Source organism: Bacillus sp. BB51/4, assembly GCF_008368845.1.
GTDB classification, from domain to species: Bacteria; Bacillota; Bacilli; order Bacillales; family Bacillaceae_G; genus Bacillus_A; species Bacillus_A wiedmannii.
This window is the reverse complement of record NZ_QOSC01000016.1, coordinates 104,721-131,603: the sequence shown is the minus strand read 5'-3', so window position 1 is coordinate 131,603 and position 26,883 is coordinate 104,721. Positions and strand designations below refer to the sequence as shown.

At 36.6% G+C, this 26,883-nt stretch carries 28 protein-coding genes and 2 other annotated features; of the genes, 17 read left to right on the top strand and 11 right to left on the bottom strand.

What is annotated here, in order from left to right:
• Nucleotides 1–34: 34 nt before the first annotated feature.
• The 5 genes from cotY to DN392_RS22900 form a co-directional block, all read right to left on the bottom strand.
• Nucleotides 35–505: a spore coat protein CotY gene (gene cotY, locus DN392_RS22920; RefSeq protein ID WP_048561499.1), complete on the bottom strand. Its 471-nt coding sequence runs from the start codon at nt 503–505 to the stop codon at nt 35–37.
• Nucleotides 506–648: 143 nt separating this feature from the next.
• Nucleotides 649–2,715: an ATP-dependent helicase gene (locus DN392_RS22915; RefSeq protein WP_000191182.1), complete on the bottom strand. Its 2,067-nt coding sequence runs from the start codon at nt 2,713–2,715 to the stop codon at nt 649–651.
• A gap of 99 nt (nt 2,716–2,814) precedes the next feature.
• The gene (locus tag DN392_RS22910) at nt 2,815–3,237 is read right to left on the bottom strand and encodes a GNAT family N-acetyltransferase (RefSeq protein ID WP_046957039.1); all 423 of its coding nucleotides are present in this window, start codon (nt 3,235–3,237) and stop codon (nt 2,815–2,817) included.
• Nucleotide 3,238: 1 nt separating this feature from the next.
• Nucleotides 3,239–3,757: a YjcG family protein gene (locus DN392_RS22905; protein ID WP_000765870.1), complete on the bottom strand. Its 519-nt coding sequence runs from the start codon at nt 3,755–3,757 to the stop codon at nt 3,239–3,241.
• Nucleotides 3,758–3,849: 92 nt separating this feature from the next.
• On the bottom strand, nt 3,850–4,581 hold the full coding sequence (locus DN392_RS22900) for an alpha/beta hydrolase (RefSeq protein ID WP_001076851.1): 732 nt from the start codon (nt 4,579–4,581) through the stop codon (nt 3,850–3,852).
• 203 nt (nt 4,582–4,784) lie between these two features.
• Here DN392_RS22900 and DN392_RS22895 point away from each other — a divergent pair, with 203 nt between their 5' ends.
• Nucleotides 4,785–5,696, top strand: a complete 912-nt coding sequence (locus DN392_RS22895; RefSeq protein ID WP_000808244.1) for a DMT family transporter — start codon at nt 4,785–4,787, stop codon at nt 5,694–5,696.
• A 75-nt stretch (nt 5,697–5,771) separates the two neighbouring features.
• A complete protein-coding gene (locus DN392_RS22890; protein ID WP_000395645.1) occupies nt 5,772–6,167 on the top strand; it encodes a PH domain-containing protein in 396 nt (131 codons plus the stop codon).
• A gap of 24 nt (nt 6,168–6,191) precedes the next feature.
• Here DN392_RS22890 and DN392_RS22885 read toward each other — a convergent pair whose 3' ends face one another.
• Together DN392_RS22885 and putP are read right to left on the bottom strand one after the other, a co-directional pair.
• Nucleotides 6,192–6,590 carry an Ig-like domain-containing protein gene (locus DN392_RS22885; protein WP_000878724.1) on the bottom strand — a complete coding sequence of 133 codons (399 nt, stop codon included), beginning with the start codon at nt 6,588–6,590 and terminating at the stop codon, nt 6,192–6,194.
• A gap of 163 nt (nt 6,591–6,753) precedes the next feature.
• Nucleotides 6,754–8,232, bottom strand: coding sequence for a sodium/proline symporter PutP (gene putP / locus DN392_RS22880; protein ID WP_064056823.1), 1,479 nt, complete (start codon nt 8,230–8,232; stop codon nt 6,754–6,756).
• Nucleotides 8,233–8,538: 306 nt separating this feature from the next.
• Nucleotides 8,539–8,776, top strand: a binding site (T-box leader).
• Between the two features lie 42 nt (nt 8,777–8,818).
• Nucleotides 8,819–9,063, top strand: a binding site (T-box leader).
• Between the two features lie 52 nt (nt 9,064–9,115).
• Between putP and trpE the strand changes: the two genes are divergently transcribed.
• From trpE to DN392_RS22830, 10 genes are all read left to right on the top strand, one after another.
• On the top strand, nt 9,116–10,534 hold the full coding sequence (trpE, locus tag DN392_RS22875) for an anthranilate synthase component I (RefSeq protein ID WP_142292437.1): 1,419 nt from the start codon (nt 9,116–9,118) through the stop codon (nt 10,532–10,534).
• Nucleotides 10,531–11,118, top strand: coding sequence for an aminodeoxychorismate/anthranilate synthase component II (locus tag DN392_RS22870; RefSeq protein ID WP_088091253.1), 588 nt, complete (start codon nt 10,531–10,533; stop codon nt 11,116–11,118). The genes trpE and DN392_RS22870 overlap by 4 nt, the downstream gene beginning before the upstream one ends.
• Entirely contained in the window at nt 11,115–12,140 is a 1,026-nt protein-coding gene (gene trpD / locus DN392_RS22865; RefSeq protein WP_088321083.1) for an anthranilate phosphoribosyltransferase, read from the top strand. The genes DN392_RS22870 and trpD overlap by 4 nt, the downstream gene beginning before the upstream one ends.
• A 1-nt stretch (nt 12,141) precedes the next feature.
• Nucleotides 12,142–12,903, top strand: coding sequence for an indole-3-glycerol phosphate synthase TrpC (gene trpC / locus DN392_RS22860; RefSeq protein WP_064056820.1), 762 nt, complete (start codon nt 12,142–12,144; stop codon nt 12,901–12,903).
• On the top strand, nt 12,900–13,514 hold the full coding sequence (locus DN392_RS22855) for a phosphoribosylanthranilate isomerase (RefSeq protein WP_061672915.1): 615 nt from the start codon (nt 12,900–12,902) through the stop codon (nt 13,512–13,514). Before trpC ends, DN392_RS22855 begins: the two co-directional genes overlap by 4 nt.
• Complete coding sequence (gene trpB / locus DN392_RS22850) at nt 13,511–14,704, top strand: tryptophan synthase subunit beta (RefSeq protein WP_046958293.1); 1,194 nt, start codon at nt 13,511–13,513, stop codon at nt 14,702–14,704. Before DN392_RS22855 ends, trpB begins: the two co-directional genes overlap by 4 nt.
• A 3-nt stretch (nt 14,705–14,707) precedes the next feature.
• Nucleotides 14,708–15,484, top strand: a complete 777-nt coding sequence (gene trpA, locus DN392_RS22845) for a tryptophan synthase subunit alpha (RefSeq protein ID WP_000537832.1) — start codon at nt 14,708–14,710, stop codon at nt 15,482–15,484.
• 74 nt (nt 15,485–15,558) lie between these two features.
• Nucleotides 15,559–15,918 carry a DUF4029 domain-containing protein gene (locus DN392_RS22840; protein WP_064056819.1) on the top strand — a complete coding sequence of 120 codons (360 nt, stop codon included), beginning with the start codon at nt 15,559–15,561 and terminating at the stop codon, nt 15,916–15,918.
• A 109-nt stretch (nt 15,919–16,027) separates the two neighbouring features.
• Nucleotides 16,028–17,527 carry an L-lactate permease gene (locus DN392_RS22835; RefSeq protein ID WP_088321085.1) on the top strand — a complete coding sequence of 500 codons (1,500 nt, stop codon included), beginning with the start codon at nt 16,028–16,030 and terminating at the stop codon, nt 17,525–17,527.
• Nucleotides 17,528–17,618: 91 nt separating this feature from the next.
• Nucleotides 17,619–18,302: a DUF2278 family protein gene (locus DN392_RS22830; RefSeq protein ID WP_064056817.1), complete on the top strand. Its 684-nt coding sequence runs from the start codon at nt 17,619–17,621 to the stop codon at nt 18,300–18,302.
• A 14-nt stretch (nt 18,303–18,316) separates the two neighbouring features.
• Here the strand turns inward: DN392_RS22830 and DN392_RS22825 are convergent, their stop codons facing one another.
• A complete protein-coding gene (locus DN392_RS22825; protein WP_064056816.1) occupies nt 18,317–19,150 on the bottom strand; it encodes a hypothetical protein in 834 nt (277 codons plus the stop codon).
• A gap of 197 nt (nt 19,151–19,347) precedes the next feature.
• On the opposite strand from DN392_RS22825, the gene DN392_RS22820 reads away from it, so the two are divergent.
• A complete protein-coding gene (locus DN392_RS22820; protein WP_061672920.1) occupies nt 19,348–20,133 on the top strand; it encodes a zinc ribbon domain-containing protein in 786 nt (261 codons plus the stop codon).
• 19 nt (nt 20,134–20,152) lie between these two features.
• Nucleotides 20,153–21,388: a TcaA 3rd/4th domain-containing protein gene (locus tag DN392_RS22815; RefSeq protein ID WP_061672921.1), complete on the top strand. Its 1,236-nt coding sequence runs from the start codon at nt 20,153–20,155 to the stop codon at nt 21,386–21,388.
• A 39-nt stretch (nt 21,389–21,427) separates the two neighbouring features.
• Here DN392_RS22815 and DN392_RS22810 read toward each other — a convergent pair whose 3' ends face one another.
• Nucleotides 21,428–21,856: a hypothetical protein gene (locus DN392_RS22810; RefSeq protein WP_000332417.1), complete on the bottom strand. Its 429-nt coding sequence runs from the start codon at nt 21,854–21,856 to the stop codon at nt 21,428–21,430.
• A gap of 199 nt (nt 21,857–22,055) precedes the next feature.
• Here DN392_RS22810 and DN392_RS22805 point away from each other — a divergent pair, with 199 nt between their 5' ends.
• The 3 genes from DN392_RS22805 (at nt 22,056) to DN392_RS22795 (ending at nt 24,627) form a co-directional block, all read left to right on the top strand.
• A complete protein-coding gene (locus tag DN392_RS22805; protein WP_048567044.1) occupies nt 22,056–23,390 on the top strand; it encodes a CoA-disulfide reductase in 1,335 nt (444 codons plus the stop codon).
• Nucleotides 23,391–23,489: 99 nt separating this feature from the next.
• Nucleotides 23,490–23,978, top strand: a complete 489-nt coding sequence (locus DN392_RS22800; RefSeq protein WP_061672922.1) for a GNAT family N-acetyltransferase — start codon at nt 23,490–23,492, stop codon at nt 23,976–23,978.
• A 238-nt stretch (nt 23,979–24,216) separates the two neighbouring features.
• Nucleotides 24,217–24,627 (top strand): DUF3908 family protein, encoded by a 411-nt coding sequence (locus tag DN392_RS22795; RefSeq protein WP_061672923.1) that lies wholly within the window; start codon nt 24,217–24,219, stop codon nt 24,625–24,627.
• Nucleotides 24,628–24,658: 31 nt separating this feature from the next.
• Here the strand turns inward: DN392_RS22795 and DN392_RS22790 are convergent, their stop codons facing one another.
• The gene (locus tag DN392_RS22790; protein WP_064056813.1) at nt 24,659–25,249 is read right to left on the bottom strand and encodes a class I SAM-dependent methyltransferase; all 591 of its coding nucleotides are present in this window, start codon (nt 25,247–25,249) and stop codon (nt 24,659–24,661) included.
• Between the two features lie 92 nt (nt 25,250–25,341).
• Entirely contained in the window at nt 25,342–26,883 is a 1,542-nt protein-coding gene (locus DN392_RS22785; protein WP_061672925.1) for a SagB family peptide dehydrogenase, read from the bottom strand.

Below are 26,883 nucleotides of genomic sequence, written 5' to 3'. Positions count from 1 at the left end.
GCCACCCAATCCATGCTTAACTCATTATTTAGTTTTAAATCGTAACATCACGTAAGCATTGAATAGCGCAGAAGCAACTTAAATCAACAGTAAGACAAGTGTTGGTCGATATTAATCTTGCATTTGGTACAGCTAAAAACGTACAAATTGGATCATTATCAGGTGGTACAGGAGAAGTATCACCTAATACTACAGTTAATACACGCAATACAGCGCAATCATCATCGTCTATACTCTCGACACGGAAAATTGGAGATCGGCAGCTAGAAAGGCTTGCAGTTGGTGCAAATGCTTCAAAAGGTTCTCCAGTTTTTGTGTATAAAATAAATGGGCGTGTATTTGCTACAGATGAACTATTATGTGCTCCTAAAAATGGAACTTCGCAACCAGATCCACATGTTGTAGTTGCACATTCTTGTAATTCATGTATAAAACGAACGACATTTGATACACAGTTGAAATCACAATCGTGATGATGATGGTCTTCGTTACAATTGCAGCTCATTATGTTCACTCCTTATCGTGAGTTCTGACATACACTATTACAATATGAATGAGATATGGTTGATATTACGTTAATTATCATGACGAAAACAGGTAATTTATATTAGGAGGGATGTACATAATGCAATATAAAAAAAGACATCCTTATTTAGTGGATGTCTTTTCAGATAAATCTTTTCGCGCAGTATATAAAAAACGAGAGATATCTAATTTTTTACCTCTAAAAAATTGAGGAGAGGAAATGTAAAGTTCTTCTTTTGCACGTGTAATTGCGACATAAAGTAGTCGGCGTTCTTCCTCTAAAGCTTCAGAAGTCTCTGTAACACGATCATTTGCATCTTTTAAAGAAGAAGTATGGGGAAGAATACCATCGCTCGCTCCAAGTAAAAAGACACATGGAAATTCAAGGCCTTTTGCGTTATGAATAGACATAAGCGAAACAGCATTTTTTTCCGGCATTGTTTTTAATGCCTCCATTTCTTTTTGACCTTGAATTGCTTCATCAATAAATTGTAAATAAGCTGGAATATCGGTGAAACGAGTTGCTGACTCCATTAATTCTTCTAACATTTCTTCTTGTATATCTTTATGCATCGTAAAGGAAGAACGATCGTTACTTTGTAAGTACTCTAAATACTTTCCTTTACCATGAATAATTTCTTTTAATGCTTTTTTCGGTTCTAATTCTTTTATAAATTTAATAAAATCGATACGCTCATTTACCTTTTTCACTTGAAAAGGTTTTAAGCTCGGATTTAATAATAAGAAATGAAGAAGAGAAGGGAACCGCCCCTCACCATATTTCCATTGTTCACGTTCAATAAATGAAATACAATCATCACGCCCGATATACATCGTTGGCAATATATTTGAAAGTGATTCTAGTCGAAACGGTTCAATCACCAGTCTTAAATGATCTAATACAGGCTTAATTAAAGAATGTTCATAAAATGATTGACTCGCCCCGTGCTTAATAAACGGGATTTTGTGAATGGTAAGCTGATCAAGTAACGAACGGCTTACAGAATGTGTGCGATACAGTAAACAAAAATCTTTAAAGTTGCGTTCGCCGCTATCTACTTTTTCTTGAATGAGCTGCAAAATTTGATTTGCTTCATCAAGAGTCGTAGCCGGTCTTGCGTAAAAAGGTTGTACACCTTCTTCACGCACAGAATAGAGCTCTTTATCAAAACGCTCTTGATTTAGTTTGATAACTTCATTTCCAAGTCCGACGATAAAAGGATTGGATCGGTAATTCGTATTAAGTGCGATAATTGTAGTGTTATCAAATTCTTTTGGAAAAGATAAAATAATTTGGTGACTTGCTCCTCGCCAGCCATATATCGCCTGATCGTCATCACCTGCGATAAATAAATTATTTCTTGGCGTGGCTAACAATTTTACAATTTCATATTGTGCATACGATGTATCTTGGAACTCATCTACTTCAATATAGTGGAAACGTTGTTGTAATTGGGTAAGCAAAGGAACGTTATTTTCTAACATATAATATGTTTCTAATAAGATGTCATCGAAATCAATATAATTATATCGTTGTTTTACTTCTTCAAAACGCTCGTATACTTCTTTAAATTCTTGTTCAACGGGTGTTTTTGCTTTTACATCTTTCGGACGATTCAATTTGTTTTTCTCAAGTGAAATCATAGCGAGCATCGTTTCAGCATCATAATCGTCTTTTAGACGCAATTCTTTCAAGATTTTCTTTATCATAATTTGTTTATGTTTTTCGTTTGCTAAAATTTGCTGATTATACCCTTGACTACGAAGCAATTTTAAAAAGACTGAGTGGAACGTACCAGCAACAACGTAGCTACTTGCAGCACGATTCATACCTGGTAAATTTGCTACACGGTTTCGGATTTCTTCAGCTGCTTTTTGTGTAAATGTAAGTAATAAAATATTTCGCGGATGAACTTGTTTTACATTTACTAAATAACCTACGCGGGTTGTTAAAACAGATGTTTTCCCGCTTCCGGCACCAGCTAATGTAAGAACAGGACCTTCTGTCGTGCGTACGGCCTCTAATTGTTTTTCATTTAAAAAAACATTTTGTTGTTCGAGAGCGCGGAAATACGCTGCATCAGCATCTTCTTCCATAATTAAATGGGTAGATGTTTTTGGAATATGGTATGTTGCACGCGGAATATCAGCGTGCGTTAATGATTTTTGTGAAAATTTTTCTTGTGTCATATATTCACCTTCAAAACTATAGCATCAACATTTAACTTTAGCGGAAGAAAAAGAAAATAGCAATGTAAAAAACAGGAGGGGATACCTCCTGTTTTCAAATTACAATTCTTTTATCATAACGATGTGAGGAATATTTGCTTCCATGAATACATCAGAATGCGTTACATATCCAAGTTTCTTATAGAAATCTTCAGCATGTGTTTGGGCATGCAGCTTTAATTTTGGTAGCGAGTTTTCATTCGCATACGCTTCAAGTGCATCCATAACAATTTTTCCAATGCCTTTTTTACGATGGGAAGCTAGTACGCAAATGCGTTCCATTTTTCCTATTCCATCCAGTATGCGAAAACGACCAGCACCAACTGGAACATCATTATCATATATAACAACGTGTGTTGAAGTTTCTTCAAACTCATCATACTCTTCGTCAGCAGAAACTTGTTGCTCATTCACAAATACTTGCTTACGTACAGAGAATGCATCTCTTAGTTGTTCGTCCGTTTGTACGATCTGTGCGTGCAAATTAGTTGTTCCCCTTTCCAAGGTGGAATGTTTCGTATACAGTCCACGTTCCGTTTTCTAATTGATATAGAAGATGGAAGCGATCAATTGGTTGTTCATAATAGAAATCTTTCATACGTAATCGACCTAATACATCAGCATGCTCTGCATCGGATAAGCCTTGTCCGATTGTTAAATGAGGTACGAAAGCGTACTCGCGTTCTTGTATAAAGAATTCGCTATGCATCTCCTCATTTAAGAAAGTAAGTTCAGGTGTTTTTTCTACTTTAAAATAAAGAACATTATTAACAGGTGCGAATGAACCAACTTTTCCGACATGAAGGGTGAAAGGGTTCGTTTTACTTGCGATTGTATGTAACTCTTTTACAATCGATTCTAATTGTTCATCTTGCGTCTCAAAGGGTGTTTTCAATGTAATATGTGGCGGAACTAATGCGTAGTGCGGATCATAACGTTTACGCAATCCGTTCGCTTTATCTTGAATCATTTTAGATGGAAAAATTACAATGCCTAATTTCATGTTCCAATTCCTCCCTTTGTAAGTCTAGTTAGATTTTGAGAAAATAACTCTCTTAATCTATTATATCAAATTATTCTGAATACTGCTCTCTATTATTTCATTGATAGAATATGAGAGAAAGCTTTCGGTAAATCAGTTTGCCAATATTTCCACGTGTGGTTACCTTCGAATTCTTCGTAATGTGTGATGAAATTTCTATCTGTCAGAAGCGTATTGAGCTCACGGTTCGGTTGTACGAAATCGGATACTTGTCCATCAGTGCGTTTTACAGCTGTTTCTTCTGTCCCAATGACGTGATAAAGGTCTAGCGCCTCCGGATTTTTAAAGTCTTTTGCTAAGCTCATCACTGTTTCATCCACAAATGGTGATTGCATAACGACTTTACCGAATGTATGCGGATACATAAGTGCAGTCATGAAGGAAACTGTCCCGCCAAGAGAATCACCAATTAACACACGACCTTTTCCCATTTGGTACGTTGGATAATTTTCATCGATATATGGTGCAAGTTCATGAGCAAGGAAACGAATATACGCAGCGTTTTTCACTTCATTTGGGAAATATTTTTCTTTACGATCGTGTACATTTTTATATGGAATACCGACAATAATTGTACGGTCAATTTCTTCAGTTTCACGAAGGCGCTCAATTACACGGTGCGCTTTACCAAGCTGAAAATAATCTCTACCATCTTGTGCAATTACAACTGTATGTTTGTGCAGTGGTGTGTAATTTACTGGTAAGTAAACGAGAAGTGTAACATCTTCTTGAAGTGATGCGCTATAAAATGAAATTTCTTCAATTCTCCCTATTGTTTGATTCATGTAGATCCCCCTAAATAAAAATTTACTGTAATGATTGTAAGAGCGACGCTTGTAGTGAAAAAGAAAGAAATATTCACTAATAGGTGCTTTCGTTTCTATTTTACCATAATGGTACGAAGAATCTAAAAAATTAGTATTTAAGTTATGAAAGAAAACGGATATAATGAAGTGGGATTTTTGACAGGTGAGAGGGGAGACGGAATTTGAAACAGGAAAGATCAATCGCACTACCATTAGCAATTTCCATTATAGCCATTTCATTCGCAGCAGTTTTTGTAAAGATGTCCTCAGCACCATCTTCAATATTAAGTATGTATCGATTATGGATTATCGTACTTATTATGCTGCCTATCGTTTGGAAAAAACGTGAAGAGTTTAGTAAGATTCAAATAAAAGATTGGGGATTTTTAATTGGATCTGGTTTCTTTTTAGCGCTTCATTTTCTTTTGTGGTTTGAATCTTTAAAGCATACGACAGTTGCTAGTTCGACGATTATTTTAGCGCTTCAACCAATCGTATCTTTAGTTGGAGGTTTTTTCTTATTTAAAGAAAGAACAACATACTCAGCCATTGCGACAATGGGAATAGCGATACTAGGCGTAATGTGTATTGGGTGGGGAGATTTAGGGCTAAGTGAACAAGCGATTTATGGAGATATATTATCCTTTTTAAGTGTCATAGCGGTTGTCGGTTATTTATTTATCGGGCAAACAACAGTAAAGAAAGTATCACACTGGATTTATAGCTTTACAGTTTTTGCATTCGCCGGTATTTTTATGGGGATTTATAATATAGTATTGCAAGTACCTTTTACAGGTTATACGAAGTGGGATTGGACCGTTTTTCTTTTACTTGCGGTTGTGCCGACAGTGTCACACGTCATTAATAATTGGTTATTAAACTACGTAAATGCAACAACAATTTCGATGAGTATTTTAGGTGAACCAGTTGGAGCATCTATATTAGCGTTCTTCTTACTCGGTGAAAGACTAAATGCCATGCAAATTATCGGTAGCATGCTCGTATTGTTTGGTGTATCTGTTTTCTTACTACAGCAACAAAAACGAACAGCAAAAAATGTAGTAAATGAGCCTGCGTATACACAGGAATTATAATGTTAGAGGAGAAAAGAGAAGTTGTGATACTTCTCTTTTTGTTTTACAGAAATATAGGGGAGGAAGGGAAGTTTAATGGAATTTCCATCAAAAAAAGATATATGGTTATATCCGATTTTTTTCGTTGTCATTGGAGCGTGTGTTGCTCCTCTATTTGCAGGAAAAGAGTATTTTCTTTTATTTTTTACACTTCCGTTAGCAATATTATTTATGTGGAGTTGGTTTTCGACAAAATACATCGTCGGAGAAGAAACAATTACAATTAGATCAGGTCTCGTTAAAAAAAGCATATTTATACGAGATATAAAACAAATTTCAAATACGAAAAATCCAATAGCTGCTCATGCATTGTCATTGGATCGACTTGAAATTGTTTATGGCGCACATAAAACAGAAGTTATTTCTCCTAAAGATAAAGACCAATTCATCAATCTTGTTACAAGTAAAAATTCACACATTGAAATCAAGTAAAAGAGTGGCTAGGAAGCCACTCTTTTACTTTGGATTTGTCATATAAGGTTGTACATGAATAATACATAGGTCACGGAACTTTCCTTCAGTAGTTGTGACAATTACGACTGCTCTTCCGGCACTTTTTCCAGTAATCGTTACCGTATTACCTTTTGGATACATTGTGACAACATCAGCATTCATATTTGTCCAAATAAGTTCTTTATTCGTTGCTTGCACTGGCAAAACGGAAGCTGATAACTCAGTGCTTTGTCCAGTTCTTACTTTCAACTTATTTTTTTCCATATGAACACCAATGACTGAAATAACAGAAGGAGCGATTGAAATTTTAGGTGGGTTAGGTTGTATGTTCAAACAAGACGCAGAAGTATTTGTAATAGGTGAAAATTTTCGTGTTTGTTGTTGCTGGAAAGCTGCTAACATGTTGGAGTCCCCTTTCTGTATAAGTGCTGATAGTAATACTATAAAGGAGTAGTGTTATGTTTAATTTAACGAAACATAAAGAAATTGTTAAATTCGAGTAGAAGATTGTCGAACTTTCATAAAAAGAAAGCTCTGCTGATACGATAACAGCAGAGCTTTTCCTTTATAGATTATGACTATGTTGTTTTTCGAAATTCTCAAATTGCTCTTCAACTTCTTTTGAAGGTTGCGTTAGTAAACTAACAATAACGATTACTAGTAAACTAATAGTGAAACCAGGAATCATTTCATATAAGAATTCTTTTAAGAATTTGAATTGAGTCCAAATAATTACTGTAGCCGCACCAGAAATCATACCAGCAAGTGCGCCCCACTTCGTCATACGTTTCCAATATAAGCTTAATAAAATAGCAGGTCCGAATGAAGAACCAAATCCAGCCCAAGCGTATCCAACAAGAGCTAAAATCGTATCATTTTGTTTAAACGCTAAAGCGCATCCGACTAATGCGATAACAAGTACAGCCATACGACCGACAAATACAAGTTCTTTATCAGAAGCAGAACGTTTAAAGAATGTACGATATAAATCTTCTGTTATAGCACTAGAAGTAACGAGTAACTGAGATGAAATTGTACTCATAATAGCTGCTAAAATAGCGGCTAATAAAAATCCAGTAATAAGTGGATGGAATAAAATTTTTCCTAGTTCAAGGAAAATTGTTTCTGGGTTAGATAATGTTAACTCTTGTTGTGAGTAGTAAGCGATACCGATAAGACCAGTAAACATAGCTCCGACAACAGAGAAAATCATCCAGCTCATACCAATTCTTCGTGCGCTTTTAATTTCTTTTACAGAGGAAATTGCCATAAAGCGTACGATAATATGAGGTTGTCCAACATAACCAAGGCCCCATGCGAATAAAGAAATCATTCCTAAAGTAGAGGCACCTTTAAAAATATCTAAACGTGTTGGATCTACAGATTGAATTGTATCAAATGCAGGTCCAAGTCCGTTCGAATTCATAATTGTTACGATAGGAACAAGAATAAGAGCGACTACCATAATGATTCCTTGCACGAAGTCTGTCCAACTTACTGCTAAGAAACCACCAAATAATGTGTAAGCGACAACAACGCCTGCAACAATGAATAATCCAACATGATAGTTCATGCCAAATGAATTTTCAAATAATACAGCGCCTGAAACTAATCCTGAAGCTACATAGAAAGTAAAGAAAATCATAATAACAAGTCCGGATACTAAACGTAGCATGTGAGATTTGTCGTGGAAACGGTGTTCCAAAAATTCTGGGATAGTAATAGAGTTATTTGCAATTTCAGAGTAGGTACGTAAGCGAGGAGCGACATATAGCCAGTTTGCGTATGCGCCTAGTGTCAGGCCGATCGCAATCCAACTACTACTTAATCCAACGCTAAACATTGCACCGGGTAAGCCCATTAAAAGCCAACCACTCATATCGGATGCTCCAGCGCTTAATGCTGTTACTGCGGGGCCTAATGTACGCCCGCCAAGCATATAATCTGTTAAGTTGGACGTTCGTTTATAGGCGAAATAGCCAATTACTAACATCCCGAGCATGTAAATAGAGATAGAAGTTAAAGTTAACATCTGCGTACTCATGTAGTTCCCCTTCCTTTTGTCATGTCTTTTGATGCGTTATGCATATTTATAATCTATCATGATTATTCTGAAAAATCCATACAGAAATACGAATTTTCAGAAATGTAAGCGTTTTTTGACATTGTTTTACTTTTTTAATATATAATATTCATGCAAAAAACCTTATTTTTAATAGAGTATTTATTATATTTACATAAAAAGAGGTTGTTTTGTCAATATAATATTGAAAGGAGAGAAAAATAAAATTCTTTTAAAAGTATTGACTTATGAAAAAAGTTAGGTCTATAATGAGTGCAACTTAAAAAAATGCAAGCGTTGATGAAGAAGAGTACACATGATGAACATGTCAGAGAGCTGATGGTTGGTGCGAATCAGTATGGGATTGATGTGGAATGGACTTCGGAGCTTCCAAACCGAAACGAAAGAAGTAGGCTTTGGCGACATGATCTCATCGATACAAGAGACACGTATTGTTTTTGATACGGTAAAGTGCGTTACATTTGTAACGAATTAAGGTGGCACCACGGGAGTACCCGTCCTTTCTATAGGATGAGTACTCCCTTTTTGTGTACAAAAAATTAAATAAATGAAATCGTTTAAGTAAGAAGAGTACGTATATTGGAGACGTTACAGAGAGCCGGGGATAGGTGGGAGCCCGGTGCGGTGCCATATACGGAATGGGCTTACGAGAGGTATGCTGAACAATTATTTTCAGTAGGCAACCCGGGTTCCGCCGTTACAAGGATAAGGTATATATTTTGTACCTGAACAAAGCGGGATGCTTTTGCGTCCAACATGAGGTGGTACCACGGTAAAATTATCGTCCTCTACATATTTTCGATATGTAGGGGACTTTTTTATTTTTCAGATTGAGGTGAAAGGCATGATGACAAAAGAGGAATTTATGAAGCAAAAAGAACAGGGAAGAGCATTTTTAGTAATCGCTGAAGAAGAAGGAGATAGCATTACGCCAATTTCTTTATATAGACGTATGAAAGGAAAGAAAAAGTTTTTATTAGAAAGTTCGCAGCTTCATCAAGATAAAGGACGCTATTCTTACTTAGGATGTAATCCATATGGTGAAGTGAAAAGTGTTGGTACGGAAGTAGAACGAACGATTTACGGCCAAACAGAAAAGCTGCAAAGTAACGTACTACAAGTGTTAGAAGAAGAAATCGCGTCAGCTCAAGTAGACAGTCCATTCCCGTTTTGCGGAGGAGCAGTTGGTTATATTGGTTATGACGTCATTCGGCAATATGAAAACATTGGAGCAGATTTACACGATCCATTGAATATTCCGGAAGTACACCTTTTACTGTACCGTGAGTTTATCGTGTATGACCACTTACGCCAAAAATTATCATTTGTATATGTATGCAGGGAAGACGATTCAGCTTCTTATAAAGAAGTATATGAAAGATTGCAAGTATACAAAGAGGAAGTATTACAGGGAGAAGAATCTGAAGTAACTGAAATAAGATCAACATTATCATTTACTTCTTCAATAACTGAAAAAGAATTTCGCGTGATGGTAGAAACGGCGAAAGAACATATAAGAGCCGGGGACATATTCCAAGTCGTACTGTCACAGCGTTTGCAAAGTGAATGTATCGGTGATCCATTCGCGTTATACCGAAAACTTCGAATCGCCAATCCATCACCATATATGTTCTATATCGATTTTCAAGACTATGTTGTACTCGGTTCCTCGCCAGAAAGTTTGTTATCAGTAAGAGACGATAAAGTGATGACGAACCCAATTGCCGGTACGAGGCCGAGAGGGAAAACGAAGCAGGAAGATGCGGAAATTGAGAAAGAACTGTTAGAAAATGAGAAAGAACGAGCGGAGCACATGATGCTTGTGGATCTTGGGCGGAATGATATTGGCAGAGTAAGTGAAATTGGATCTGTGACGATAGATAAATATATGAAAGTAGAAAAATATTCTCACGTTATGCACATTGTATCTGAAGTTTACGGAACATTGCGAAAACAGATGAGCGGATTTGATGCATTAGCGTATTGTCTACCAGCAGGAACAGTGTCAGGCGCTCCGAAAATTAGAGCGATGGAAATTATAAATGAGCTAGAGAATGAAAAAAGAAATGTATACGCGGGTGCAGTTGGATACGTTAGTTTTTCAGGGAATCTTGACATGGCACTCGCCATTCGAACGATGGTCGTAAAAGATGAAAAAGCATACGTTCAGGCAGGAGCGGGAATTGTTTATGATTCAGACCCAGTAGCTGAATATGAAGAAACGTTAAATAAAGCGAGAGCGCTCTTGGAGGTAATGAAATGATTGTACTAATTGATAATTACGATTCATTCACATATAACTTGTATCAACTGTTAGGGGAATACGAAGAAGATATTGTTGTCGTAAGAAATGATCAACTAACGATAGAACAGCTAGAGGGGATGAATCCAACAGGAATTGTGCTTTCACCAGGACCAGGAAAACCAGAGGATGCTGGCATTTGTATCGAAGTGATTCGTCATTTTTATAAGAACGTTCCCATATTAGGGATTTGCCTTGGTCATCAAGCAATTATATCAGCATTTGGAGGAGACATTGTAAGAGCAGAACGCATTAAACACGGTAAAACATCACGTGTAAAACATAATGGAACTTCAATCTTTTCATATGTAACACAGCCATTAACGGCGATGCGCTACCATTCCCTTGTTGCAGCGCAAACGAGCTTGCCAGAGTGTTTTGACATACTAGCGACAGCGATGGACGATGGAGAAATTATGGCAGTTCGTCACAATTATTATCCGCTATTCGGATTACAGTTTCACCCGGAATCAATCGCGACAGAAGAAGGTGGAAAGTTAATACGTGCCTTTTTAACAGAAGTGAAGGAGGAGGAAAGAGTATGAATAACTATCTTCGTAAATTAGTGGAGGGACAACATTTAACAGAAGAGGAGATGTATAGAGCAGGGCTTCTTTTATTAAATGAAAACATATTGGAGAGCGAAATTGCAGCTTTCTTAGTATTACTGAAAGCGAAAGGTGAAACGGCAGAAGAAATATACGGCCTTGTTCGAGCTCTTCGTGAAAAGGCATTACCGTTTTCGAACCATATACAAGGAGCAATGGACAATTGCGGGACAGGTGGTGACAGTGCCCAAACGTTTAATATTAGTACAACATCGGCATTTGTACTGGCAGGAGCTGGCGTAAAGGTTGCAAAACATGGTAATCGAGCTGTTTCTAGTAAAACAGGAAGTGCAGATTTATTAGAAGAACTCGGTGTAAATATTAGCAGTACGCCAAACGAAATTGATTATTTATTAGAGCATGTCGGCATCGCATTTTTATTCGCACCAGCGATGCATCCAGCATTAAGACGCATTATGAAAATAAGAAAAGAATTGAATGTGCCGACGATTTTTAACTTAATTGGTCCTTTAACAAATCCGGTAAATTTAGAAACACAATTTGTCGGCATTTATAAACGAGATATGTTACTACCAGTTGCGCAAGTATTACAGAAACTAGGCAGAAAACAAGCGCTTGTCGTAAACGGAAGTGGGTTTTTAGATGAAGCATCATTACAAGGAGAGAATTATGTTGTCATTTTGAAAGATAATGAAATAGTAGAAACGAGTATTGAACCTAAGAAATATGGTTTCTCAATAGTGAAAAACGAAGAGATTAGAGGCGGGGATTCGAAAGAAAATGCAAAGATTACGCTCGGAGTATTAAGCGGAGAAAAGAATGTTTACCGCGATACAGTTTTATTAAATGCAGGTCTAGCCCTTTTTGCAAATGGAAAAGCAGAAACGATTGAAGAAGGAATTACACTAGCGGCATATAGCATTGACTCTGGAAAAGCATTAGCCAAACTAAACTTATTAATTGCAGCAAGTAATGAAAAATTAGAAAGGGTGAATTAACGTGGGGACGATTTTAGATAAAATTGTAGACCAAAAGAAAAAGGAAGTTGCGGCATTATATGAAACGTATACACCATTAAAAGAAAGTAGAAAGACATATTCACTTGTAGAAGCATTACAGCAGTTTACTGTCATTGCAGAAGTAAAGAGAGCATCACCATCAAAAGGAGATATTAATTTACACGTTGATGTACGAAAACAAGTGAAAATATATGAAGAATGCGGCGCAGGAGCAGTATCTGTTTTAACAGACGGTCAATTTTTTAAAGGGTCGTTTCACGATTTACAAACGGCAAGAGCAGAAAGTAACATTCCGCTTTTATGTAAAGATTTCATAATTGATAAGATTCAAATTGATAGGGCGTATGAAGCTGGAGCAGATATTATTTTATTAATTGTAGCGGCGTTAACGAAAGAAAAATTAAAAGAGCTGTACAGCTACGTACTAGAAAAAGGATTAGAAGCAATTGTTGAAGTTCATGATGAGCAGGAATTAGAAATTGCAATCCAATTAAATCCGCACGTTATCGGCATTAACAACCGTAATTTAAAAACATTCGAAGTCGATTTAAGCCAAACAGAAAAGCTTGGAAAACGATTAAACGAGGAGAGATTACTTTGGATTAGTGAAAGTGGGATTCATTCAAAGGAAGATATTATCCGTGTTAAAAAAGCTGGAGCAAAAGGTGTGTTAGTTGGAGAGGCACTTATGACATCATCTTCTATTCATACCTTTTTTGAAGACTGTAAGGTGAACATATGAAAGTGAAAATTTGCGGCATCACTGATGTTGAAACGGCAAAACGTGCTTGCGAATACGGAGCTGATGCACTCGGATTTGTTTTTGCAGAAAGTAAGCGAAAAATCACTCCAGTGCTAGCGAAAGAAATCATTCAGGAGCTTCCAAAAAACGTGTTAAAGGTTGGTGTTTTCGTAAATGAATCAGTAGAAGTGATCGAGAAAATTGCAGATGAATGTGGGTTAACGCATGTGCAACTACATGGGGATGAAGACAATCATCAAATCAGAAGATTGAATATTCCGTCTATAAAATCACTTGGGGTAACTTCAGAGAGTGATATGAAAAATGCTCAAACATATGAAACGGATTATATATTGTTTGATAGCCCGAAAGAAAAGTTTCACGGAGGAAATGGAAAGCAATTTTCATGGGAGTTACTCGCACATATGTCAAAAAAATTGCGAGAGAAAACGATATTAGCTGGTGGATTAAACGCTTTTAATATAGAAGAAGCGATTCGAACGATTCAGCCATACATGGTCGATGTAAGTAGCGGAGTGGAGACAGAAGGAAAGAAAGATCTAAAGAAAATAAAACAATTTATTATAAAAGCGAAGGAGTGTTCCAAATGAACTACGCATATCCAGATGAAAAAGGTCACTACGGTATATACGGAGGACGATACGTTCCAGAAACGTTAATGCAATCTGTATTAGAGCTAGAAGAAGCATATAAAGAAGCGATGCAAGATGAAGCGTTTCAAAAGGAATTAAATCATTATTTAAAAACGTACGTCGGAAGAGAAACACCGCTTTATTTCGCTGAAAATATGACGAAGTATTGCGGCGGTGCAAAGATTTATTTAAAACGTGAAGATTTGAACCATACAGGAGCTCATAAAATTAACAATACAATCGGTCAGGCACTACTTGCAGTACGAATGGGCAAGAAAAAAGTTGTCGCTGAAACAGGGGCAGGACAACACGGAGTGGCAACCGCTACTGTATGTGCCCTACTCGGATTAGAATGCGTCATCTTTATGGGAGAAGAAGATGTGAGACGTCAAAAATTAAATGTGTTCCGAATGGAATTACTCGGAGCTAAAGTAGAAAGCGTAGCGGCAGGTAGCGGTACATTAAAAGATGCGGTAAACGAGGCGCTTCGCTACTGGGTTTCACATGTACACGATACACACTACATTATGGGATCCGTTCTTGGACCACATCCATTCCCGAAAATTGTTCGTGATTTCCAAAGTGTAATTGGGAAAGAAACGAAAAAACAATATGAAGCATTAGAAGGAAAGTTGCCGGAAGCAGTCGTTGCTTGTATTGGCGGTGGTAGTAATGCGATGGGCATGTTTTATCCGTTCGTACACGATGAAGAAGTTGCTCTTTACGGCGTTGAAGCAGCTGGAAAAGGCGTTCATACAGAAAAGCACGCAGCGACTTTAACGAAAGGAAGCGTTGGTGTTTTACACGGATCGATGATGTACCTTCTGCAAAATGAAGAAGGACAAATTCAAGAAGCGCATTCTATTTCAGCGGGACTCGATTATCCAGGTGTTGGGCCAGAACATAGCTTGCTAAAAGATATTGGACGCGTTTCTTATCATTCGATAACAGACGCAGAAGCGTTAGAAGCATTTCAATTATTAACGAAAAAAGAAGGGATTATTCCGGCGTTAGAAAGCTCACATGCTGTCGCATACGCATTAAAATTAGCGCCGCAAATGAATAAAGACGAAGGACTTGTCATTTGTTTATCTGGCCGCGGGGATAAAGATGTAGAGAGTATAAAACGTTATATGGAAGAGGTGTAAAAAATGGGAGTAGAAAAAATTAAAGCAGCGTTTGAAAATGGTAAGAAAGCATTTATTCCGTACGTAATGGGCGGAGATGGTGGCCTTGAAAAATTAAAAGAAAGAATTCGTTTTCTAGACGAAGCAGGAGCGAGTATCGTTGAAATCGGCATTCCGTTTTCAGATCCAGTCGCAGACGGTCCAACGATTCAAAGAGCAGGGAAACGAGCGTTAGATAGCGGTGTAACAGTAAAAGGTATTTTTCAAGCATTAATAGAGGTAAGGAAAGAAGTACAAATTCCGTTTGTACTCATGACATATTTAAATCCGGTACTCGCATTCGGAAAAGAACGATTCATCGAAAACTGTATAGAAGCAGGTGTAGATGGCATCATCGTTCCAGACTTACCGTATGAAGAGCAAAATATTATTGCCCCGTTACTTCGAGAGGCAAACATTGCGCTAATTCCACTCGTTACAGTAACGAGCCCAATTGAGCGAATTGAAAAAATTACGAGTGAATCAGAAGGGTTCGTTTACGCTGTTACAGTAGCGGGCGTAACAGGAGTACGTCAAAACTTTAAAGGTGAGATTCATAGTTACTTAGAAAAAGTAAAATCACATACGCATTTACCGGTAGTAGCAGGGTTCGGTATTTCAACGAAGGAACATGTAGAAGAAATGATTACAATATGTGATGGAGTAGTCGTTGGAAGTAAAGTCATTGAGCTGTTAGAAAATGAAAAGCGAGAAGAAATATGTGAATTAATACAGGCAACAAAACAAAAAGAAGAGGCATAAGTCTCTTCTTTTTGTTTTGCGTAATAAATGTTAAAATATACAGAAAATACATATAACTTAGAGGGTGAGAAAGCATGCTAAGACGGAAACTACTATATCTTCTTTTAACTGTACCACTATACGCTTGGCTCATTAGCATGACGAAAATAGAATTGATGGCTCTATTTATAGGATATGTATTCATCTTTTCCAACTTAAATCGCATTCAAGAGCAATCTATTTTAGAAATATGTATATTTTCGATTAGTATAGAACTATTTAGTATCGTTTCAATTGTATTATTAAACGAATTATTTCGCTGGATCCATTCATTTGAATTAATGAAATTTGGAAATGTTGTATTGCAAGTAATATGTGCTTATATTGTGTTTGTTGTGTTAGATAAAATAGTCGGACAGCAGAGCGTTTTTCAGGATAAAAGAAAATGGGAGTGAAAGGAGCCATTTGGCTCCTTTTTTGAATCTGTTGTAAAAACAATTGAAAAATATGACATCTGTTATATAATAGTTAAAAATTGTATTTTTAATGAAAAGAGATGATAACATGGCCATATTGTTGGCACTTATCCCAATTATGATGATTTTCATTTGTTTATTTTTATTTAAACAAACGTCATTAAGGTCCTCTTTAATTGCTTACGTTGTGTCTGTTGGAATCGTTTTACTCTCGCCAACGTTTCAACTAGGGATAAGTGAAACTGTGCACGCAACGATTAAAGGTTGGTTAATTTGTTTTATTGTCGGGTACGTTTTGTTTTTCGGTATTTTTTTATTTCACCTCATGAACAAAATGGGGTACATCGATCAAGTAGCACGTTTTTTAGAAGAAGTGACGCACGATCGTTTATTACAAATGCTCCTTATGTGTTTTGGTATTTGTCCGCTAATCGAATCAGTAAGTGGATTCGGAATTGGTTTCATGGTTGCAGCACCTATCTTTCTTTCATTGGGCTATAAACCGTTTCAGGCTGTACTGCTTTCATTTATCGGCTTACTAGCTAGTTCGTGGGGCGCAATGGCAACTGGTACGATTATCGGTTCGCAGCTAATAAATATGCCGCTTACAACACTTGGTACAAATACGGCACTACTAAGTATTCCGATGTTTGCTTATTTCGTCATTCTTTCTTTACACGTTGTTGGTGGCTGGCGGGCCGTAATTGAAAAGTGGAAAGAAGGATTCGGTTTCTTTCTATTATTTTCTCTCGGAATCTATCTTTCTAACGCATACGTAAGTGTTGAACTAGCAGGTATATTAAGTTCTATCGTTACAATTACATTTGGCTTTCTTATCATTAAATTAAAAGGAAAAAGTGAGCAAAATTTAATAACAGAACATGCTGCAGCAACGGAGAGAGAAGTATCTATTATAAAAATTATTAGCCCTTATATATTCTTAACTGTTTGTATTTTACTTTCTCGCCTCGTACCAGCATTACATGATGTATTCAGATCATATGCCGTTCTTGATTTGAAATCATACTCTTACAAATTAGAGTTACTATATTCACCAGGATTTTGGCTCGGTATGACTTGCTTATTTACTATTATTTTCTTCCGCATTCCATCTCATATTATTAAACAATCACTCTCGCAAACGATAAAACAATGGATTCCATTTGCGATTACAACGACGATGTTTATCACCATTTCAGAACTAATGGGTGCATCTGGCATGCATTCATTACTTGCAAAAACAGCTGGTGAAACATTTGGAACGTTTTTCGTTTTCGTTGCTCCGTTTATCGGCGGAATCGGTGGCTTTTTAACAGGTAGTAACGCAGGATCAAATGCGATGTTCATAAAACTACAAATGCAAACTGCGCAAAACGTAGCACTCCCGTGGCAATACGTCACAACACTGCAAAACACCGCATCATCAGTAGCGACAATCGCTTGCCCGTCAAGGATTACACTGGGTGCGTATTTATGTAACATCCCTTATCGTGAAAATGAACTATTAAAGAAGACGACGTTAATGATTTTGGGTGCGGTGTTACTTGTGGTCGTAGAGGTTATTTTTTGGTATATGTTGAGAAAATAAGAAATCCTCCTGAGAAAGGAGGATTTTCTTTTTATATGGATAATGCCTTAAGTATGAAAAGCTTCTACTAAATGAATAGGAGATGAAATGTATGCCCCTAAAAAAATACGGCGTGTTAAAAGGTACAGTTATACAATCAAAGATTGGAAAAGGGAAAACACCTCATTATCAAGTTCATTTACAAGGCGAAGCAGAAGTTGATTATCGTATTGCAATTAACGTGAAATCGCAAAGTTATCCGTCAGAAGTTTTATATTTTGCGAGTGATAATATTAGGTCAGAGGCGATTCATATTTTACCGACATTACCGTTCGGTTTTACAGAAATAAAAAACAATGAACCGAAAGTAGCTTTAGACTACGTAAGAGGTAATGTATTTGATTCGAAGCAAATGATTCCTTTACCAGCTGAAAAAGCAGGAGTGGATAATGATTTAAATGAAAAAATAGAGCGTTATATAAAACGAGCGATAGAAGAAAAAGCAATTATTTATGCGTTCGGTGAAAGATGGGGACCAGAAGAAAATACACCTGATTCTTACTTTCATTTCGAGCCAGGAAACGGTATACACGATATTCATATGAATCAAGGGAATGTAGAGAAATGGAAAGGTGATAATGGTATATGGCAAGACGGGGGAATACTCATTCACTTTGAAAAGGAAGAAGAATGGGTTGGTATCTTTCTTGCCTTCCAGTCGCAGTCATGGTGTACAGATGAAGAAGGACATGCTCGTGTTCCGGTTGAGCATTGTGATTATAAGAGGAATAAGTGATGAGAGGAGGGCGTTCAAAACGAACGCCCTCCTCTTATTTTATAAAATCCAAAACTAACAAGTGTAGAAAGACAAGAGAACAGCAGAGCCACACTAGAAAACGCAATGAGGTACATATTATACTTCATCACTTTTCCAATGAGCTGGTTACTGTCGTACTGAAATAGTCCTGCGATTATGTTGAATAAAAATAATACGATAAACATGACGATAACACCGTCTATTGATCCTTTAATATCTGGTTTACTTAAAGCGATATGTGCAGAAATACAAATGGCGATAAATAAAAATAGCCAAAAGGAAGGATTCAATAAATTACTTATTGTAAATAAGCTTTTCAATAATACAAACGTCGATAAGAGCATGTTTTGAACCATTTCTACATTAATAGAAGTAGAAGCGATTGTTTTTTCGAGAGTTGTATTAAATAAGAAATATGAATTTGGTACGAAATAGCGCATTAAAAGGATTAACGCAGTAATACCGGAAATAATAGGACCGATTCCAATGAAGAAGTTCCCAATTCGTTGATATACACTTTTTTGATTGTATTGATGTTGTACGTAGCCTAAAGCACCTTGACTTGTATCTGTTGGGAAAAACTGCGTTGCTACAATTTTATGACGAAAAAGTACACACATAATGGCATGTCCAAGTTCATGAATAGGAACACCGATCCACGCCGTTAAAAGGAATCCTTTTCTTCCGAAAGCTCTCGACCAATACATGCGTGTTAATGCTTCTAAATAGCCTAATAGAAATCCAATTACAATGATAACGCCAATTAAGGAAAATAATTGGATTACGCTTGTAAGGAGTATTTGAAAAATTGAGTTTACTAATTCCATTGCCTGTCATCCAATCTGTTAAAAATATTATTTATTCTGTTTCATAATAGCATTATTTTTCAAGATTGCTAGCACATATATTTTCATTTGAAAGAAGGATTTCATAATCTTTTTCTTGTAGTCATGTTTTATGTACAAAGTCATATATTGAATTTGTAACACCCTATACGGTATATGCTTAAAGGAGGGATGAGAGAATGAAATGTCCGGCGTGTCATACGGAAAATACAACAGAGGCAAAGTTTTGCGGGAATTGTGGACATTCGTTAACAGAGGGAGCAGTAGCGAGTGGTGCACAGGAAGAAGGTGAGCAACAGGCACGCGTAGCACCAGCAAAGGAAGCTCGACCAAATGAAACGGTAGAGCAAGCGAAGCGATTTGCAAGTGGCTATTTTCAGTTCTTTAAAAATGCTTTTAAATCACCATCGGCCATTATGAAAAGTGGGAATATTGAAGTGCGAAATGGAATTGTAAGTCTTGTTCTTATTTGTTTTTTAGGAGCATGTCTTTTTTATAGAATGATGAGTGCTGCAGCAGCTGTTACGAGAACATTTGCACCAGATATACCTACTCCTACATTCTTTTTGGACACTGTAACGGTCTTTTTATTTTTATTAATTTTAACTTTATTTGTCGGATTTATTATTTTTGTAAGCGGTAAGATGATGAAAGCATCTTTTTCGTATCTTGAAGTATTCGGTATATGGGGAACGATAGCAACTCCGGCAATTGCTATATTAGTTCTTTCTTTTCTTTTTAGTTTCTTATTAATCTTTTTCTTACCAATTTTATTAGGGCTGGCTACAACGTATATGGGAATTAGTATAATTGTAGCTACAGTAAAACTAGATAACGGCGGATTAGATCCTATTTATACACTTCTTATCGCAAATGTTTTAATCGGAATTGCAACATTCATTGTACTGTGGTCTTACATTAGCACGATAATTCAAACCTTTACACAGGGAATAACTGGCTTCTAATGAAAAGGTGGTTGAATGGATGAATGTATGTACAAAGTGTGGGACTCAGTTTGAAGAAGGTGTGCAATTTTGTCAAAACTGCGGGATGAAGAGGGGAAGTCCTGTAGTAAAGAAGAACATGAGTGGTGGTGCAAAGGTTGGCATTACACTGTTAGCACTATTTGTTATAGCGATTGTCGGACTCTATTTATACGGATCATCGTATTATAAGCAGTCGGCACAAGTAGACCGGATGATTACGATTTTACAAGAGAAGGACGGGGAGAAGTTAGCTGAAATCGTCACGGCAGATGATCCGTCAGTTGTTGTAACGAGAGAGAGTCTAATGCCACTCTTTTCGTATATAAAAGAAAATCCATCTTATGTGAATGAATTGAAAGAACATTTGAGGATAGATAAAAAACAAGGGAACGGAATCGAAAGAACAGACTTTTCGTTAACGAAAGACGGAAAGTATTTCTTTTTATTTGATCGGTATAAATTGAAAGCAAAGACGTATTATACGACGTTGCTTTCAAATGAAAAAGGTGCAGCTTTAAAAATGAACGGAAAAGAAATTGATAAGACAGATGACAAAAAGTTTGAGAAGCAATATGGACCGTTTCTTCCGGGAACTCAAATGTTTCAAGCAGAATATAAAAATGACTATGTGAAACTATCACGTGAAGAAAAGGTTGTACTTATGAAACAAGGTCAAAATAACGTAACGATAGATTTAACGTTGCAAGGTCAATATATTACTGTCCAAACGAACGTGCCTGGTGCAACATTGTACGTGAATCAAAATCCAGTTACAGCGCTGGTTGGAGAAGAAATTACGTGGGGGCCTGTAGCGACTGATGGAAGTGCGACGATTTATTTAGAACGAAATGGAGAAAATGGAAGGGAAACGACGAAGGTAGAAACGGTAACGGCATTTCCTTCGTATAATCTTCCATTCCAGAAGAAGAGCTCGGAAAAAACAGTTGTTTACAATGTTACTCCGCCAGCTACGACTCGGTATGTATATAATGGTTTTATCTTCCCTGATAGTGATATTCGAAAACTAACGAGTGCGGACTTAGCATATTTATCGAAAGAACAGTTGAAAATAGCGAGAAACGAAATATACGCAAGACATGGACATATGTTTCAAACGAAAGACATGCAAGCGTATTTTTCAAAGCAGTCTTGGTATAGAGAAAATCCATATTTTGCAGGAAAGCTAACGGATATTGAATCTTATAATGTTGAACTCATCAAATCAAGAGAATAGAATACGTGAAAAAAGGTACAGTGCATAACTGTACCTTTTTTATGGTTTTTTATCTGAACCAGGATCCCTTGAGAAAAAGATATGAAAGAGGAACGTGACTTTACTTGCTCCTCCTGATGTACTTGCTTGCACATCAGATAAACCATTAGATGTTAAAACACCTTCAGAATGAGGAGGTACGACTATTTTGAGAGTGTCATCTGATTCTGATGATGCAGTAACTGTTATTGTATCATCAGATAAGTTCAAAATTTTTACAGTGCCGATTGGTAAGATGGACTTGCCAGCGTGTGATGCTGAAGCGAAGCGAGAGCCTTTCCAAATCGTTTGTGGGAAAGTCTCATCATTAGATAACCAAGCACGAGCACTATAAATGGTTGCGTTAATAGAGAATTCTTGATCAAGCGACAAGGCGGGTTTTGGTTCTTTCGGTTCCTCTGGAGTTTGAGCGAGAAGGCCGGCGCACATGTATGTTTCACCTACTTTCAATTGTTACTGTTATAGCATATTAAACATGTTGTTTATAAGACACGACGGTTACCTATTAAAGTATAGGTTTGTGCACCAAATTTGAAGTTGAAATTCTCTTTCTTTACAATGGAAGTAGGTGTTATTTCTAAAAAATATGGAAAACGTAAAGAGTATGTAAAAAAGAAGGAGTGGTAAAGTGAACTATGTCATTATTGGCGGAGATGCAGCTGGTATGAGTGCAGCTATGCAAATTGTTAGAAACGATGAAAATGCAAATGTTGTAACGTTAGAAAAAGGTGAAATTTATTCGTACGCGCAGTGTGGATTACCGTATGTCATTAGTGGTGCTATCACTTCAACAGAAAAATTAATCGCGCGTAATGTAAAGACGTTTCGTGATAAATACGGAATTGATGCGAAAGTGCGTCATGAAGTAACGAAAGTAGATACGGAAAAGAAAACGGTGTACGCAGAGCATACGAAGACGAAAGATGTTTTTGAATTTCCGTACGATCGATTATTAATTGCGACTGGAGTGCGTCCTGTTATGCCAGAATGGGAAGGTCGAGATTTGCAAGGCGTTCATCTTTTAAAAACAATTCCGGATGCTGAGCGCATATTAAAAACGCTAGAAACGAGTAAAGTTGAAGATGTAACGATTATTGGCGGCGGTGCGATTGGACTGGAGATGGCAGAAACATTCGTCGAACTTGGTAAGAAAGTAAGAATGATTGAGCGAAATGATCATATCGGTACGATTTATGATGCAGATATGGCTGAATATATACATAAAGAAGCAGATAAACACAATATTGAAATTTTAACGAATGAAAATGTGAAAGCATTTAAAGGAAATGAAAGAGTGGAACAAATTGAAACGGATAAAGGGACGTATAAAGCAGATCTTGTTTTAGTATCGGTTGGAGTGAAGCCAAATACTGATTTTCTTGAAGGAACAAATATACGTACAAATTATAAAGGGGCAATCGAAGTAAATGCATATATGCAAACGAATGTGCAGGACGTATATGCAGCTGGTGATTGCGCAACACATTACCACGTTATAAAGGAAATTCATGATCATATCCCGCTCGGAACGACTGCTAATAAACAAGGCCGACTCGCTGGACTGAATATGCTTGATAAACGAAGAGCATTTAAAGGTACGTTAGGTACAGGTATTATTAAATTTATGGATTTGACGCTCGCAAGAACAGGTTTAAATGAAAAAGAAGCAAAAGGGCTACATATTCCGTATAAAACAGTCAAAGTAGACTCCACAAATATGGCGGGCTATTATCCAAATGCGAAACCACTTTACTTGAAATTATTATATCGTTCTGACACGAAACAATTATTAGGTGGACAAGTAATTGGAGAAGAAGGTGTAGATAAACGAATTGATGTGATCGCAATGGCACTTTTCAATAAAATGAGCATTCACGATTTAGAAGATGTCGACTTAAGTTACGCACCACCATATAACAGCGTTTGGGATCCAATTCAGCAAGCGGCAAGGAGAGCAGAATAGCACTTTTTAAGTGCTATTTTTTTGCAAAGGTAGGTAAACTTTTTTAGCGAATAATAAAGAGGGGGAAACAGTTACATATAGGGAAGGGGATTATTAAAAATGTTTGTAACACTTCAAACAGTTCAAGAATCAGAAAAAGAAATATTACGTAATTTGTACGCACTATATCTTCATGACCTCTCTACATTCACTCCTAATATAAAGATTGGGGCAAATGGATTTTTTGAATACGAAGATTTGCGTATGTTTTGGGTAAATGATGGAATCACTCCGTATTTTATTAAATGTGATAATGATATTGTAGGGTTTTTATTGCTACTGGAACGTCCATTTTTAAAAAAGGAAAATGACTTTGGTATTAATGATATTTTCATATTGAATCAATATAAGGGAAGAGGAATCGGAAAGAAGGTTATTAAAAATGTATTAGAAGAGAAAAGAGGACAATATTTCGTTATTGAACTTATAAAAAACGTACCAGCTGTTACGTTTTGGAAGAAAGTATATAGAGAGCTAAACATTGAATTTGATGAACGAAAACAAATAATTGATGATGAAGAGTGCCTTGTTCAAACGTTTAAAATATAATGAAATAGGTGCTCTTACTATATTACTTTGAAATGTAGCTTTATCCCAAATTAACGGCCCGTAAAAGCCCGATTGGTGAGGGCTGATAATCAGTTGGTGATGAAGAAAACCTCCACTAATTAAAGTTTCACTTTATTTCGAATATACCGTTCACCCTTGAAAACATAGTACTTATCGCTTATATTTTCATATAGTATTTATTTTTTAATAAAGCAATGAACGAACCAGGGGGCACAGTATGGCAATTAACATGAAAACAATCGAAGAATGGATTGCTGAATCAAACGCAAGACAAGAAGAAGACTTTGGAAACGTTGTTGAAGAGATGAAAGAAGTATGCGTCGGACTTGATAATGCGACATTAATTTATACGAAAAATGTATTTTGTTTCGGTAAGAAAGTAGAAGTATTGTTCTTCTTCCAAGATCATGTCGTGATTGGACAAGAAAAAGATGATTATGTTGAAATCGAAAAATTAAAGTATGAAGCAATTACACATAGCAACTTAAAAACAAATGACAAAAATACAACGTTAGAATTAAAGTTTGCTAATGGACAATCTATCAATTTAGATAGTTTAAATGATAACTACGGTACGAAAAATTGGTTATTCGCGAGACAAATTAAGAGTATTTTTAAGTTAATCTAGTAAAAAAGCAGACCTCAAAGGGTCTGCTTTTTTATTTGTTTCCTATTACACAAAGGCATCCTCTTTCTTCGTAACATTTCACACTTTTAAATCCTGTTTTATAAAATAGGTTTATTAATTCTTCATTCGTTTTACATTTCTCCATATGATATTGAATTTTGAAAGTTTCAGCCACTAATAAAAAGGATCCGTTCGGTTGTAGGACGCGAAATACTTCTTTTATATCTTGTTCCACATCAGGCCAAAAGTAGTGTGTTTGAAAAGCGGTAATGAGATCGAAGAAGTTCGTATGATAGGGAATAGAAGAAACGCTTGCTTGTTGAACAATGACTTTTTGTTTTTGAACATCCTTTATATTCGTCTGTAGAGAATTTTTTACAGCTTGATTGGAGTAATCAATCCCATATATTTTCCCAAGTGGAGTTCGTTTTGAAAGAGTGTGTATCGTTTTACCTCCGCCACAACCGATATCTAATATGATTGCATCTTTCTTTATATGTAATTTCTGTAATGCCCAATTTGTTAGCCCCGTATGTGCACTGTTCATAATACAAAGCATGGAAGAACCAATTGTCCCGCGAGGGTTTTTTGCTTGCTGGATTAATCGTTGTAAAATGCTCAAGTTAAACTCTCCTTTTATGTAAGAATATATACTCATTTCGCTTTTTATAAATTAAGTCCTTTAAAAAAAGCACGCCGTCCACCGGCGTGCTTCTAATTACGCAAATCCCCTTTTAACCAATTCCGCGCTCGATACGCCCCAACAGGAATTTGAATAAGAGACGTTTCATTTCCAGTATCTATCCCGTATAACTGATCACATGAATTTGTATCAAAACTTAGTAATGGATGCCCGCCCATCCCCATCGCGGTCGCAGCAAAAACGAGTTTATGAACGAGTATACCAGCTTCCATTTGGTGAATACGGTATCCTCTATAGCCTAATACATTTGTATAGTAATCTTTCTTTCCGACTACATGTAGGCAAAGCGGTACTTGAAAAAGATTCACGTTATCCATCGTCATACTAGATTGAAGGGGATAACGAAGGTCTCCGTATCGAAGTGGTTGTATGGAATGATTTTTGCTGTTATAAGAATAAGCGCCGTTTTCTATATCTTTTACGTTATAAAAACATCCATATAAGGAGACGCGCGTATTTTCATTTACATACTGACCATCAAGGTCGTTGTAATAAGGGAAGGCGAGGCTCGCTTCTTGTAGTAAAGTAGCGAGCCCTGTTGCATCCCATTTCGTTAAAGTGAAGTCAGCATCAGGGGAATACCGTTCTTTACAAAGTTGTAAGAAATCATACGATAACCGTTCTACTTGCGGCAACTGTACAGCGTGCGCATGATGTTGATAGTGTTCTTCATGATGTAGTGTGTGGAAGTGTGCTGTCGATTCGATCATAGAAGCTTCATTTATTTTTGTTATCATAGGATGTTTATATACTTGCTTTGATCGAACGAAATATTCGTGTGCTAACGGCGGAATTTGCTGTAACAACTCATGAGAAGTAACTGTTTTATTTTCACGGTAATCATTGTGAAACCAATTAGTTTGCGGTTCTGTACTTAAAGGAACAACAGCATACACACTTTCTTCGCTTTCTGATAGTCCGAGTAAATGATTGATTGCACGGTCTAGAAACTGAAAATATACGCCATTTGTGTAACCGAATTGTTTGGCACATGCAAGTAATTGGCCGATGAGAACACCACTATCTAACCCTTGAAGTCGATATGAAAAGTTATTGTATTTAAAGTAGTTTTTCCAAAACATAGTGGATACAAATGCAGCACCAAAACAAGACTGTATGTTACAACGATTGCCAAGTGCTTCCGAAAGATAAGAATCGAAATTTCCTTCACGAAGTAAAACAAGCCGGTGATGCGCGGCATCGTAATGGTAAATGCCGTCTGGATAATCGTCAATCTTTAAATATATATACAATTCATTTGGATATAAAGCCCCGCCTGAAGGGATAGATCTTCGGAATAAAATTTTTTCGCTATTTAGCTGGCATAACTGAGTTAAACCGAATGAGTACCAAAGGTAATGACCAATTTCCTTCAAAGTTGGTGTAGTAGAAGAGTTAGGTACAGAGAATGGTATTTCTAAAGGGAGAGGGATGACAGGTACATTTCGATATAATTTATAAGGAAGCGGTGCATCTTCCCAGTCCACTTCATGATTTGGCATAATTTCATCAATTGAAAAATGGAGATGATGTAAAAAAGTATCTAGCTGCAT

Bases quoted from the DNA above. Each gene is read 5' to 3' on its own strand.
- DN392_RS22915 (WP_000191182.1), bottom strand. From the start codon at position 2,715: ATGACACAAGAAAAATTTTCACAAAAATCATTAACGCACGCTGATATT.
- DN392_RS22800 (WP_061672922.1), top strand. From the start codon at position 23,490: ATGTTTGTAACACTTCAAACAGTTCAAGAATCAGAAAAAGAAATATTA.
- DN392_RS22855 (WP_061672915.1), top strand. From the start codon at position 12,900: ATGAAAGTGAAAATTTGCGGCATCACTGATGTTGAAACGGCAAAACGT.
- DN392_RS22840 (WP_064056819.1), top strand. From the start codon at position 15,559: ATGCTAAGACGGAAACTACTATATCTTCTTTTAACTGTACCACTATAC.
- trpA (WP_000537832.1), top strand. From the start codon at position 14,708: ATGGGAGTAGAAAAAATTAAAGCAGCGTTTGAAAATGGTAAGAAAGCA.
- DN392_RS22810 (WP_000332417.1), bottom strand. From the start codon at position 21,856: ATGTGCGCCGGCCTTCTCGCTCAAACTCCAGAGGAACCGAAAGAACCA.
- DN392_RS22890 (WP_000395645.1), top strand. From the start codon at position 5,772: ATGGAATTTCCATCAAAAAAAGATATATGGTTATATCCGATTTTTTTC.
- DN392_RS22905 (WP_000765870.1), bottom strand. From the start codon at position 3,757: ATGAAATTAGGCATTGTAATTTTTCCATCTAAAATGATTCAAGATAAA.
- DN392_RS22870 (WP_088091253.1), top strand. From the start codon at position 10,531: ATGATTGTACTAATTGATAATTACGATTCATTCACATATAACTTGTAT.
- DN392_RS22835 (WP_088321085.1), top strand. From the start codon at position 16,028: ATGGCCATATTGTTGGCACTTATCCCAATTATGATGATTTTCATTTGT.
- DN392_RS22825 (WP_064056816.1), bottom strand. From the start codon at position 19,150: ATGGAATTAGTAAACTCAATTTTTCAAATACTCCTTACAAGCGTAATC.
- trpE (WP_142292437.1), top strand. From the start codon at position 9,116: ATGATGACAAAAGAGGAATTTATGAAGCAAAAAGAACAGGGAAGAGCA.
- DN392_RS22785 (WP_061672925.1), bottom strand. From the start codon at position 26,883: ATGCAGCTAGATACTTTTTTACATCATCTCCATTTTTCAATTGATGAA.
- DN392_RS22885 (WP_000878724.1), bottom strand. From the start codon at position 6,590: ATGTTAGCAGCTTTCCAGCAACAACAAACACGAAAATTTTCACCTATT.
- trpB (WP_046958293.1), top strand. From the start codon at position 13,511: ATGAACTACGCATATCCAGATGAAAAAGGTCACTACGGTATATACGGA.
- DN392_RS22815 (WP_061672921.1), top strand. From the start codon at position 20,153: ATGAATGTATGTACAAAGTGTGGGACTCAGTTTGAAGAAGGTGTGCAA.
- DN392_RS22900 (WP_001076851.1), bottom strand. From the start codon at position 4,581: ATGAATCAAACAATAGGGAGAATTGAAGAAATTTCATTTTATAGCGCA.
- DN392_RS22820 (WP_061672920.1), top strand. From the start codon at position 19,348: ATGAAATGTCCGGCGTGTCATACGGAAAATACAACAGAGGCAAAGTTT.
- putP (WP_064056823.1), bottom strand. From the start codon at position 8,232: ATGAGTACGCAGATGTTAACTTTAACTTCTATCTCTATTTACATGCTC.
- DN392_RS22830 (WP_064056817.1), top strand. From the start codon at position 17,619: ATGCCCCTAAAAAAATACGGCGTGTTAAAAGGTACAGTTATACAATCA.
- trpD (WP_088321083.1), top strand. From the start codon at position 11,115: ATGAATAACTATCTTCGTAAATTAGTGGAGGGACAACATTTAACAGAA.
- cotY (WP_048561499.1), bottom strand. From the start codon at position 505: ATGAGCTGCAATTGTAACGAAGACCATCATCATCACGATTGTGATTTC.
- DN392_RS22795 (WP_061672923.1), top strand. From the start codon at position 24,217: ATGGCAATTAACATGAAAACAATCGAAGAATGGATTGCTGAATCAAAC.